The sequence below is a fragment of the Nostoc sp. UIC 10630 genome (assembly GCF_010747425.1).
Classification (GTDB): Bacteria; Cyanobacteriota; Cyanobacteriia; order Cyanobacteriales; family Nostocaceae; genus Nostoc.
Genome location: NZ_JAAGOG010000110.1, coordinates 1 through 13,341 on the forward strand (window position 1 = coordinate 1; position 13,341 = coordinate 13,341).

The window sequence follows — 13,341 nt, forward strand, 5'->3', positions numbered from 1 at the left end:
GGCCAAAATTCTAAGTCAAGAAAAACCAAATCATAGATAGATCCATTAGAAAAGTTATTGATAAATTGCCCACCAATCTTGACCTCTATCTTATACATAAAATACTTTGGGGATTATTTACATATTAAAAATATACAAAAAAATAATTACAATCAAAACAGGATATACACGTATTGAACTGCTAATCTATTTGCGTTTATCTGCGTGCATATGCTGTTAGAAATTCAGACTTTTCTAGTTACACAACCTTACTGAATGCATTAACCCGATCGCACTTTTTCTCAAATCTCCAGATTCCCCACGCTTCCAGATAAAAATATCACCCTTCGTTCTAGCTACAAAAATCAAGTTTTGCAACTTGTAAACTAAGTTTCTGACTCGTAAAGCAGCTTTTGCGACATCAAAACCAGCTTTTGCGACATCAAAACCAGCTTTTGCGACATCAAAACCAGCTTTTGTGACATCAAAACCAGCTTTTGCGACTTCAAAACTAGCTTTTGCGACTTCAAAACCAGCTTTTGTTAAAGAATTTCAGCAAATCTACTCCCATTTTTTCTGTATGCTAAGTTCTCTTCAATAAAAAAACGCAAATATACGCATTCCAACGCAATTTCAGCGTTTCTATACGTATAAATGCGATAAAAGTAGAAACAATTCCAGCTTTATTTAATAGGAGTTGCTGAATTTAGGGATGAAACGTAAAGGAAAATTCAATAAAATCATCCCGCATTTATGCAACATCATTTAATGCACTAATGCGATCGCACGTTTTGTTAACGCTTCAGCAGTCAATCCATTAAATGCCATCAACTCTCCAGCACTCGCGGTAGTCTCGCCACGCTTCCATGCAAAGGTGTCGCGCTTCGCTGTACTCCGTAACAGAATTGGTTCTAGCATCCCAGCAGCGCCACCAGTAACGGCAATTAGGGCATCACCATCAAATAATTCGGCAAATGCTGCATCATCCAAGAAACCGCCTTCGGGTTCAGAACAAGTATCCCATGCAGTATCATGGCTACGGTACAATTGCCGAGGATTGATCACAGAAACAATCTTCACGCCAATACCTTCAGTTTCTAAGAAAGCAGCAGCTTCAAATACTGGTATTAATGTTAAATCGCCAATGACAGCAAATACAACTTGTTTATCACCAGCAACTTCATGTAATAGCACTGCACCATCGCGCAACCCTTGACGAGTTTGTTCTAAAGTTGTGCGGATTGGCAATGGTGATTTACTTGCAGTAATCACAACTCCCTTATTCTTAGTTTTCAAAGCCCAGTCATAACAAGCTTGAATACTATTAGCATCAGGCGGAAATAATGGGAAAACATTTCCATTTCGCATTAACGAAGCAAAGTAAGCTTCAATTTCTGGACGTTGGTGAGTCCAACCGTTGCGCCCTTGCTCTAATGCGCCTGCTGTGAATAAGGTAATAGTCGAAGGAGTTTGACGGCGTAATTCTGCCATTGCTTGAGTCACAGTTTGCCAAATTGGTAATCCGTTGATGGCAAAAGATTCGTAAGAACACCACAAAGTTCTCGCACCCATTAACGCCAAACCGGCAGCTAAACCGGCACAAGCATCTTCACTCAATGGTTCATAAACTTGTCCATTTGGTGCTTGGTTATATAAGTCATCGGTTGTGGGGTGGATAATCTTTAATGCTTGGTTGATATTAGCAATTCCAGATGCTTCGTTACCATCGGCGTTGGTGACAAGAAAATTCCGATCTTTATTTCCAACTATTCCTACCAATCGTCCCATTGCGGTTGTGGAAACTTTTGGTTCGCCACCAACTGCATATTCTTCTAAAGGTAATTCGCCTAATTCTGGTAATGGAAATTCAAATTCTGTCACCACAGTTTTTGCTGCTGGGCCACCACCGGCGCGTTCGGCATTTGTTCTGACTAATTGCCAAGCTTCCGCAGACAAAGCACGGGTTTGCAATGCACTGACAATATGCGGCGCATCCAACGTATCTTTAGGATACAGGTTGTGAGATTTTGCCCCGCGCGCGTGGACTCCTGCACCTTTGAGTTGTTTAATAATGAAGACGGTAAGTTTACCACCTAACGCCGATCGCGCTGCTTTATCTACACCCGAAAGTACTGCTTGTGTAAATTCTAGACGTTTCTCAAAGGAAAAGGCGGTGCTATCAACGTAATCCCCTTGTTGGTTTTGATCGTCGAAATCTTTGGCATCCACTAACACCACTTCATCAAAACCGTTACCTTGCCAATATGCCTGCATCTGTTCATTGGTTTTGAGGGAAACCATGCTGTGATGTTCTTGGCTGTAACCGTTCCACACCAACACTGGCAAGAAGTTGGTGGCAGCAGGATAAGCTGTATGGAAGTGAGCGATCGCACTGACAATATAAGGCTCACCCAATCCACCATCACCAACTGTAAAGGGGAACAACTTATCTTTGTGCAACAGTGCAGCCGCCATTGCAAAGTGTTGCCCTTGTCCCAAAGGCCCCGCAGGTGCGAGAATACCGGGAATGTAACCAGAAAGGTGTCCTAAAAGTCCGTGCTTTTCTCGGAAGCGATCGCGCAATTGTTGGACTGTAAAAATTCCCATGTCCTCTAGCGAACGATCTAAGAACATGGCACTATAAAATCCGGGGGCGTGGTGTCCCACTTCAGTAATAATGTTTTTGTATCCCAGCATGACAAGAGATGCGTAAGCTTCTGCTTGGCTGGCGAATCCGCCGGGATGCCCAGAAGCCTTGCTAGCGGTAACTTGCAAAGTCAGATAGCGCAGGGCATCAGCAGCTAGTAAAGTTTGATATACAGCTGCTTTGTCTGTGGGAGATGCGATCGCTATTTTGCCCGACTCGATAGCAGGTGTTGCACCATGAGTTTCAAAATCTGGTAACGCTTCACCAAAATATTGAATTCCTTCAGAAAAATTGGGAAGCGCTGAAGAAGCTTTTGTGGAGATTGCAGTCATGCTGAGTACCTTGTGACGATGAGATGAAACTGTAGATGCTCGTTGAATTTAACAAAAATTTTACATCTTTCAGGCTGTAACAGTTTATTGCTTTTTTGTACCCTCAGTATAAGTAACTCCAATCAACAGAAATTTATAAGTTGCAGTTAGTTAAAGTAAGAACAAGATATAAATTAACAAAAGAGTTTTATGAAATTACCAAATGGCCCGCAAAGCCCACCAGTTATGCAGATGCTACGCTGGATTACCAGCCCCATGTCATTTATGGAAACTTGTGCCAAAAGATATGGGGACATGTTCACCATCAGGTTAGACAGCAAATCTCCGCCACTGATATTTGTCAGTAAACCTGAAGTGCTAGAGCAGATTTTGACAAACGATACCAAGGGGTTAGAAGCACCTGGTGATACAAATCTGGTGTTTGAATCTTTGCTTGGTAAGCATTCTGTAATTACCATCAGTGGTGCGGAACACCAACGCCAACGGCAGTTGTTATTGCCACCTTTTCACGGTGAAAGAATGCGAAGCTATAGTCAAATAATTAGTGATATTACCGAGAAAGTCATTAGCCAACATCAGATAGGGCAACCCTTCAATATCCGGTCTGTTACCCAAGCTATTACCCTGCGAGTGATAATGCAAGCTGTGTTTGGGCTAGATGAAGGCCCACGCGCCGAAAAATTACAGCATTGTTTGGCTGAAATGCTGGAAAAAGGAAGTTCTGTGTTGAGTGCCGCTTTGCTTTATTTTCCAGCTTTGCAAAGGGATTTTGGCCCGATTAATTTCTGGGGAAAGCAGATGCGCCGACAGCAGGCAGCTGACGAACTTATATACGAAGAAATTCGAGAACGTCAAAAACAACCAGACCCATCACGCACAGATATCCTCAGCTTACTCATGGCAGCTAGGGATGAAGCAGGTCAACCAATGACTGATGAAGAGTTACGCGATGAATTAATGACTCTGTTGGTCGCAGGCCATGAAACCACAGCAACAGCCTTAGCATGGGCATTTTACTGGATTCAAAAAATCCCATCAGTACGCCAAAAGTTACTGCAAGAACTAGATAGCTTGGGTGATAACCCAGATCCTGGCACCATTTTTAAATTACCCTATCTCAACGCTGTTTGTTCCGAAACTTTGCGAATTTACCCAGTAGCGATGCTGACCTTTGCCAGAGTAGTCAGAACACCTGTATCTCTGGGTGGCTACGAACTTGAACCAGGTACAGGTGTTATTGGTTCAATTTACTTGACCCACCACCGAGAAGATTTATACCCCGAACCTAAGCAGTTTAAACCAGAACGCTTTTTAGAACGGCAATTTTCTCCCTATGAATATTTACCTTTTGGGGGTGGTGCAAGACGCTGTATTGGTCTAGCATTTGCCCAGTTGGAAATGAAGCTAGCACTCGCCAAAATTCTTTCCAGCCGCGAATTAGAACTAGTTGACAATGGTGAAGTACGGCCTAAACGCCGTGGTTTAGTGACAGGCCAAGATCGTCCCATCCAGATGGTTGTCACCAGCCAACGTCAGGTAAAGTCTCCCATCCTACAGACAACCACTGTTTGATGCTGGGGGGTTTGATGGTTGCGTTCAGGAAACCTTTAACTTTCATCTATATATTTAGATAGATTTTCAATGCTTTTAAATAATCCCCCATAGTCCTCTTTTAAGGAGATTTATGGGGGATTTTAATATATTGCAACTGTAAAAAGAATGAGTTTTAAGACCGAGCATATATAGCAATACCAAATCTTTTAACATCACCAAAAGACGTATTTTTTGTGGATATATACCAAAATACTTGAGTAAGCTTCTTCTATAAATACCTCTAAAAATTTGGTAAAAAATATTATTATTATCTTTGTAAAAATTCATGTTAATGCTTTGTAAGCATGATTAACTTAGCGGTAATTAACTCCCGAACATCTCCCCAAAGTATTAAAAATGTTTGCTCTAATTCCCTAATGAAAAATTAAGCCTAGGAAGGATCTAGGCTTACCTCAAGCGTATTGAATTATTTGCAGCTTACTAAACCCTAAAAGTATCGAATAAATAATGAAAATACTTCATAGTCTAACCACACCAGCATTGCTGCAAACTCTGCAATTAATTGCTCAACCCACAAAAACTTTAGAAAAGTATGCTGCGAAGTACGGTGATATTTTCACAATGCGGGTAATGGGTTTAAAGTCGCCACCAATAGTATTTTTTAGCCATCCCCAAGCAATTAGTGATTGTTTTGCCATCCCTGCACACAAGTTAGATTTTAAAAAAGCAACCCATGTGTTTAAACCCTTATTTGGAGAGAATTCTATTGTATTTCAAGAAGCGCGATCGCACCAACAACAACGGCAGCTATTATTACCAGCATTTCATGGTGATAATTTAAAATCTTATGGACAAGCAATTTGCCAAATTACTGAAGAACTTACACAAAGCTGGACATCAGGTACAGATATTTGTATACACAAATTAATGTCAAATATCACTTTAGAAATTATCTTACAAGTGGTGTTTGGTATTACTCATGGTGCGCGTTATCAACAATTAAAAGAACAATTGAGTTCTTTATTAGAAGATGTAACTAAACCTTGGTATTCTAGCTTGTTTTTCTTTCCTTTGCTACAACAAGATTTAGGCGCATTGAGTCCTTGGGGAATTTTCTTAAAAAGACGAGAGCAAATTGACAAACTCATCTATGCAGAAATTTCTGAAAGACGTTGGCAAAATGATGGTACGCGTACAGATATTCTCAGTATGTTGATGTCAGCACGTGATGTAAATGGCCAACAGATGACAGATGAGGAATTACGCGATCAACTAGTTTCATTATTGCTGTTAGGTTATGAAACTACATCTGGTGTACTAGCCTGGATATTTTATTTAATTCACTCTCACCCAGAGGTTAAACATCGGCTAATGCAAGAACTAAACACTTTGAATAATCTCACAAATCCTGAAGCGATTACACAATTACCTTATCTCACCGCCGTCTGTCAAGAAACACTGCGAATTCATCCTATTGCTTTAATTTGCACACCACGAATGGTAAAAGAACCAGTGGAAATTATGGGGCATAAATTTACATCAGAAACAGTTTTAGTTCCATGTATTCATTTAGCACATCGCCGAACAGACACTTACTCAGAACCAGAACAGTTTCGTCCAGAAAGATTCCTCAACCAAAAATTTTCACCTTACGAATATTTACCCTTTGGTGGAGGTTATCGCGGTTGCATTGGTGCAGCATTTTCTATGTATGAACTAAAATTAGTAACAGCTATAATATTAGCTCGCTTTGAATTAAGCCTTACTGATAAACGTCCAGCATATCCAGTCCGTCGTGGTATTACAATTGTCCCTAGCGGCGGTGTAAAAATGGTTGTTACTAAAAAAGCAAAATTTAAAAGACAAACAATACTTTCTACTTGATTACTCAATCCTCCAATTTGCATATACCGCAATGTAGATCCGCTCCTTAGCATCTAGACTTTACAGTAACTAGTAAGAGGACATTTAGGAGATTACTAATTCATGTCTGACGAGCATCGGTTGGAGGAAAAATTTTTATCTCAGGAAGCTGAAAGAAGAATATCTGAAAAGCTAGATGAGGCCGAAAAAATAGAAATAGATGTACAAACCGATCTGTTGAAAATAGTTCAGGGCCAGGCGGATGGAGTTTCGGTTGCAGGCCAAGGATTAGTGATCGAAAAAGATGTTCGCGTACAGGAAATAAAACTGCAAACAGAAAGTATTGCCATTAATCCCTTAAGCGCTATTTTTGGTCAAATAGAACTGAATGGGCCAGTAAATGCTATTGCTCGCATTGTACTCACAGAAGTAGACATGAACCGCGCTTTGGCATCAGATTTTGTTAGCAGCCAGATGCAAGATTTTGATTTGGATGTAGATGGCAAAATTGTGAGTTTTAAGGCACAAAAAATTGAAATATTTTTACCTGGTGATGGAAAAATAGAATGTCAGGGAAGAGTGCTGTTAAAAGAGATGGGAAATACTCGCCTTTTGGCTTACACTGCGATCGCACGTCCACGGACTCATTCACAACCCGCGATGCTGGAGAGTTTTAACTGCACTGAGGGAGGAGGAATTTCCATAGAAGTAGTTACAGCTTTAATGCAGAAAGCAAAAGAATTGATGAACATACCATATTTTAAATGGGAAGATATGGTGTTTCATATTAAAGATATAAAAGTAGAAACTGGCACTTTAATACTGATGGTAGAAACTCAAGTGAGGCAAATACCATCATCGTCAAATTTCTCATCTACTTAGTAGAATTAACCTTAGCTAAAGATAATTTTTGTTACTGAAGGATGATGTAAAAGTAATAAAATATTTCTACTATTTAGAAAGCTACTTATTTCTAAATTCCAACTATGCAAGAGTATGATGTTGTGCTGATCGGTGCTGGACACAATGGGTTAGTTTGTGCAGCTTACTTGTTGAAAGCTGGTTATAGCGTCCTGTTACTGGAAAAGCGTTCTGTTCCAGGTGGTGCAGCAACAACTGAAGAATGTTTACCGCAAGAGGCTCCTGGATTTAAATTTAACTTGTGCGCTATTGACCATGAATTTATTCACTTGGGGCCGGTTGTTGAAGAATTAGAACTAGAAAAATATGGCTTGCATTATTTGGAGTGCGATCCAGTTGTTTTCTGTCCTCATCCTGATGGCAAGTATTTCTTAGGGCATAAGTCGTTAGAAAAAACTTGTGCAGAAATTGCTCGTTATAATGAACGTGATGCCAAAAAATACGCAGAATTTGTAGACTTTTGGCAACGAGCAATCGGTGCAATGATTCCGATGTTTAATGCACCGCCAAAGTCAATTATAGATATCGTTGGCAACTACGATATCAAAAAATTCAAAGATTTATTTTCGGTTATTGGTTCGCCAAACAAAACGCTGGACTTTATTCGCACTATGTTGACCAGCGCTGAAGATTTGCTTAACGAGTGGTTTGATGAAGAATTTCTAAAAGCGCCACTAGCCAGATTAGCATCAGAACTTGGTGCGCCACCATCGCAAAAAACCCTTGCCATTGGTGCAATTATGATGGCGATGCGTCATAACCCTGGCATGGCCCGACCTCGTGGCGGAACTGGTGCATTAGTGCAAGCTTTAGTGAATTTAGTCACAAGTAAAGGTGGCGTTATTCTCACAGATCAACATGTTGAAAAAGTTTTAATTGATGATGGCAAAGCTGTTGGTGTGCGGGTTGCTGGTGGTAAAGAATATCGCGCCAAATACGGGGTTATATCTAATATTGATGCCAAGCGATTGTTCTTACAAATGACTGATAAAAGCGATGTTGATGGAGCCGACCCTGATTTATGGGAAAGATTAGAACGCCGCATCGTTAACAACAACGAAACCATCCTCAAGATAGATTTAGCTTTAGATGAACCACTGCATTTTCCACACCACGCCCACAAAGATGAATATCTCGTTGGCTCTATCTTGATTGCCGATTCCGTGGCTCATGTAGAACAGGCTCATAGTAAATGCACTTTGGGAGAGATTCCTGATGCTGACCCATCAATGTATGTGGTGATGCCTAGTTATTTAGATCCAACATTAGCACCACCAGGTAAGCACACTGTATGGATTGAGTATTTTGCCCCTTATCAAATTGCTGGTGCAGAAGGCACTGGTTTAAAAGGTACTGGCTGGACAGATGAATTGAAAAACAAAGTTGCAGATAGAGTGGTTGATAAGTTGGCAGACTATGCACCAAATGTCAAAAGTGCAACTATCGCCCGTCGTGTAGAAAGTCCAGCAGAACTAGGAGAAAGATTAGGCGCATACAAAGGGAATTATTATCATGTTGACATGACTTTAGATCAGATGATATTCTTCCGTCCCTTACCAGAAATAGCCAACTATAAAACGCCAATTGATAATCTATTTTTGACTGGTGCTGGTACTCATCCAGGTGGTTCGATTTCGGGAATGCCGGGACGCAATTGTGCCCGCGCTTTTTTACAAGCAAAACATCCTATTAGCCAAACCTTGAAGGATGCAAGAGATTCGATTAAGTCAACTGTCGAGTCAGTGTTTGGAATTAATTAGGCGTTACAAAGATAAAGCCTCATTATTATCTATTTCTTGCCTTCATGTCTTTGTACTGAAAACATAATTTTGGTATCACAAAGATATGAAGGTATTATTTAAAGTATTGTCTTAGATTAAGAATCTGTTTCGATGTTTGTTTGTGCAACGTGGCGTAGACGTACTTATTTGCGTGGGTAGAAAAGAGGCAAGAGGCAATAGGAAAGAAGGTTTTTTAGTTGTACGGAGTTTTTTTTTAAATAAAATATGAGTCCTATAGACTTTACAACCAATAAGTTACATTGATAGACTTCTCATAATTTTTGCAAATATAACGCTGATAGTCATCATTGAGAATCAGTTATTGGCATCCCCCCAACGACAGATGTTAATCTGATGCGGTTTTAAGTTGCATAGTTTCAATCGCTAACAAAGAGGCAAAGACGTAATTTGAATGATGATTAGCTTAGATAAATGCTTGAAAAATGAAGCAACTAACATCATTGTTTAGCGAAAACTATTACGATCGCCTATGGCGGGTGGTACACCATTGCACTCTTAGAAAATTACCAAACACTTGCGATGTCTACAACAGGCGACATTTAGCCAATATATACAACACAAATAATTGTTTTTTTAATGAAATAGGTACTAAGTAATTGCTTTATGTAGATTTAATATGATAATCTAGCCTACGCTTGATTTTAATAAACATCTATGCGTCGTTAACAAAGCTCTTTCTGAAAAGATAAGTGAATTAATGCGTAAAAACTAGTGTATTTTGATAATACTCAAAAAAAGAACGAATTTTAACATCATCTCATAAGTTTTGTAGGTACAGCATGATTGTTCAGCGCTGCTTCGTTGCATCTGGTTTGATAGCTTTCTTCGCATTTGGTTGTAATGGTGGGGCAAACTCATCAATAGAAAATACTACACAAGTTGTCCAAGAAAGTAATGTAACCCAGCTTTTCGTAGAAGCGAAGGCTACCCAAAAAGCAGAAGACTTTTTTCATCAAGGTAATAATTTATTAGATGGACAACGTTATGAAGATGCAATAAAAGTCTACGATAAAGCGATCGCCATCAAAGTTGAGAGTTCTGAAGCTTGGATTAACCGTGGCATAGCTTTAACATCGTTGCAACGCTACAAAGATGCTCTTGCATCTTACGATAAAGCGATCGCCATCAAACCCGACAAATATGAAGCCTGGTATAATCGTGGCATAGCTTTGACATCGTTGCAGCGCTACAAAGACGCGATCGCATCTTACGACAAAGCGATTGCTATCCAACCCAACAAATATCAAGCCTTAATTAACCGAGGCATAGCTCTGACAAAGCTACATCGCTACCAAGACGCGATCGCATCTTATGATAGAGCGATCGTCATCAAGCAAGATTTGCACCAAGCATATTACAATAAAGCTTGCTCTTATGCTTTACAAAGCAATCTGGAATTAGCAATTGAGAACCTAGACAAAGCAATCAAGCTTGTTCCTGATAAATACAAAAAATTAGCAAAAACTGACCCAGACTTTAGCAAAGTGCGTAGTGAAAAGCAGTTTCAAGAATTAATCCAATAGTATTTTATCACTACAACTCAGTGTAGAATATAAGCCTGCTGTAGAAAGGATTTTTTCTTGAGCGGTTTACGGTTAGACATGAAAAAATTGTTAATCACCGGGGTAAGTGGTTTTTTAGGATGGCATCTTTGCCAGCTTGCCAAACCAGAATGGGATATTTATGGCACTTATTTATCCCATCCTTTAGAGATTCCTGGTATGAAAATGTTAAAAGCGAACTTAACAAATTTTCAGGAATTGAAACGCATATTTAATGATGTCAAACCAGAAGCAGTTATTCATACTGCTGCACATTCGCAACCAAATTTTTGTCAAACAAACCCCAAAGAATCCCACGCAATTAACGTCATCGCATCCTGCAATATTGCCGGACTTTGCGCGGATAATTCTATTCCTTGTGCTTTTACCTCAACCGACTTAGTTTTTGATGGCTTAAATGCTCCCTATCAAGAAATAGATGCCGTGTGTCCTGTCAATCTTTACGGTGAGCAGAAAGCGATCGCAGAAGCAGATATGCTAGAAAGGTATCCGATGACCGCAGTGTGTCGAATGCCGTTGATGTTTGGTGCGGCGACACCCACAGCTAAAAGCTTTATTCAGCAATTTATTGAGACTTTACAAGCAGAAAAAGAACTAAGTTTATTTATAGATGAATTTCGCACACCAGTAAGTGGAACAACTGCTGCTAAAGGACTTTTATTAGCATTAGAAAAAGTTAACGGCATCATTCATTTAGGTGGAAAAGAGCGGATTTCACGTTATGATTTTGGACAGATATTAGTGGAAGTATTTCAACTTCCTAGCACTGGTCTGAAATCCTGCCGACAACAAGATGTGAAAATGGCAGCGCCTAGACCAGCAGATGTTTCTTTGGATAGTTCTAAAGCTTTTGCATTGGGGTATGAGCCTTTATCTGTAAGGGAAGAGTTGGAAATGCTATAGTTGTTGGCACTTAAACAATGGGATTTAAACAAAAATTCAGGTCATCAGTAAGTAGAGCTATTTCTAGACTATTTGGTGGACAATTGCTTAGTCTTTATTCCGCAGATTCAATAAGAATCACTTCTTCTCTAGGAATATATCTACCGCTATAAGCAAGACGCACTTTTCCATCTTGGGCAATATCATTGATTTCTTCTCCCTTGAGATTCCACCAATTGGGTGCATCCATCCAGGTGCATCTGTCACCTATTTTGAGTCTTTGTACTCTACTTGCAGTTTCCTGGCTCCAATTTTGTATTGGATTAAGTATATTGTAAGGAATTCTTTCTGTTTTAATTATCTTTATGCAGGCGCTATTGCCTTCTTCTTTTTCTAATTCAGTCTTTTTGCATGAGCTTGTCGTAGATATAAAATCTGCTTCTGAGATAAATAAGTTTTTAAAGTCTATCCACTCATAACGCTCTACATTTTGCCATAGCAAGACAACTTTTGCTCTATTGGTATCAATATCAAACTCTATTGCAGCCCCTATATCTCCCTGATGTGTTTGACATAGTAGCTTGAGTTTCTGAAGTAACTCTAAATCTAATTTTGCTAAAGGTGTTTCATATCTCTTTGTATTATCATCATCACCATCAAATTGTTCGACTGTATCGCTCATATGGGAGATAGAAGACTTGCCAGTAAAACCCATGTCAAATATTATAGGGTCTTTGAGTAGTTTCTCATGTTCAAGTATTGCTTGATATACAACCTCGGCTGTTGTGTCTGTGGTTACATCACTGATTTCATTATGTCTGCCTATAAGCTTGTGCTGATTAAATTGAATGTCTCCATATATATCTTTTTCCTCTATATAGATGAATCCGGTTCTAGTATCTTCCAAATATGTGATTTCATGATGAGTTGCAACTTTTTGAATATCCTGAGCCATTCCATAAGCTTCCAGACATGAAGCTAAGAGTACTGCCTGAGTTGCACCCAGACCACCAACACCTTTACCCCATTCATCAGCAGATCCTCTTCTGCTGATTTCCCCAATTGCGTAAATTGTTGCTCCTACATAGTTGCTTTTGTCTTTCTCTACCCTTGTTGTAATAGAACTAAAACTTGTAGGAGAAGTCTGTATTTCGTAATTTAGAAAACCTGCCCCCTTTTTATTAACAAGTGCAATATCAGTCCTTCTGCCAGGATATTGGTATTCTTGAATTGACTCAAATTTGTCTTGTTTAAAGTAGGTTTCAGTAGTTGCATTAAGTATATTTTCTGCTCGACTTTTGGCATATTTATGTACTGCACTTTCGCTTCTAGTACTGACAAATTGATTGCTAATACAATCAATTTCTGTTTCTTGTACTTCTTCTATATTGACGTTATGAGAAAAATGTCCACAAACCCAGAATGATGTTTCTTTGCGTGTTTTATGGTGCGCTTTTTTATAGAAAAGTGGGCGATCGCAGAATATACATGTGAAAATTTCATCCTTATCGTAGAGGCTCAATTGAGCATCAACAAAAATACGGTTCTTATTTAATGCGTATCGAACCATATATACTAAATTTCCTAGCTAAGTAAAAAGCCCCAGTATCTATAAAATATTATACTAGTTTTTTGTGAACTTACACTGGATAATTACTTAAGTTATCTCTTCCTTTGTAGTTCGTTTAATAAAAATTACCTGCATCATCATGGAGAATTAGTATTAATAAAGAAATTTTTGATCTTGTGTCTTGGGACGAAACAAAATCCATACCATTATTGCGAGACTCCAAATAGTA

The 13,341-nt window shown here is 39.2% G+C and carries 8 protein-coding genes; 6 read left to right on the plus strand and 2 right to left on the minus strand.

Annotation, left to right across the window (positions count from 1 at the left end; translation table 11 throughout):
* Positions 1-744 precede the first annotated feature (744 nt).
* The gene (locus G1O98_RS22875) at positions 745-2,958 is read right to left on the minus strand and encodes a phosphoketolase (RefSeq protein ID WP_163932235.1); all 2,214 of its coding nucleotides are present in this window, start codon (positions 2,956-2,958) and stop codon (positions 745-747) included.
* Positions 2,959-3,147: 189 nt separating this feature from the next.
* Between G1O98_RS22875 and G1O98_RS22880 the strand changes: the two genes are divergently transcribed.
* The 6 genes from G1O98_RS22880 (at position 3,148) to G1O98_RS22905 (ending at position 11,563) form a co-directional block, all read left to right on the plus strand.
* Positions 3,148-4,530: a cytochrome P450 gene (locus G1O98_RS22880; protein ID WP_163932238.1), complete on the plus strand. Its 1,383-nt coding sequence runs from the start codon at positions 3,148-3,150 to the stop codon at positions 4,528-4,530.
* A gap of 489 nt (positions 4,531-5,019) precedes the next feature.
* Positions 5,020-6,396: a cytochrome P450 gene (locus G1O98_RS22885; protein ID WP_163932240.1), complete on the plus strand. Its 1,377-nt coding sequence runs from the start codon at positions 5,020-5,022 to the stop codon at positions 6,394-6,396.
* Positions 6,397-6,498: 102 nt separating this feature from the next.
* Positions 6,499-7,257 (plus strand): DUF2993 domain-containing protein, encoded by a 759-nt coding sequence (locus tag G1O98_RS22890; protein WP_163932242.1) that lies wholly within the window; start codon positions 6,499-6,501, stop codon positions 7,255-7,257.
* Between the two features lie 104 nt (positions 7,258-7,361).
* Positions 7,362-9,056 (plus strand): beta-carotene ketolase CrtO, encoded by a 1,695-nt coding sequence (crtO, locus tag G1O98_RS22895; RefSeq protein WP_114081230.1) that lies wholly within the window; start codon positions 7,362-7,364, stop codon positions 9,054-9,056.
* A gap of 821 nt (positions 9,057-9,877) precedes the next feature.
* Positions 9,878-10,621: a tetratricopeptide repeat protein gene (locus G1O98_RS22900; protein WP_163932245.1), complete on the plus strand. Its 744-nt coding sequence runs from the start codon at positions 9,878-9,880 to the stop codon at positions 10,619-10,621.
* A gap of 78 nt (positions 10,622-10,699) precedes the next feature.
* Complete coding sequence (locus G1O98_RS22905; protein ID WP_163932248.1) at positions 10,700-11,563, plus strand: NAD(P)-dependent oxidoreductase; 864 nt, start codon at positions 10,700-10,702, stop codon at positions 11,561-11,563.
* Positions 11,564-11,657: 94 nt separating this feature from the next.
* Here the strand turns inward: G1O98_RS22905 and G1O98_RS22910 are convergent, their stop codons facing one another.
* Entirely contained in the window at positions 11,658-13,112 is a 1,455-nt protein-coding gene (locus tag G1O98_RS22910) for a hypothetical protein (protein ID WP_163932251.1), read from the minus strand.
* Positions 13,113-13,341 lie beyond the last annotated feature (229 nt).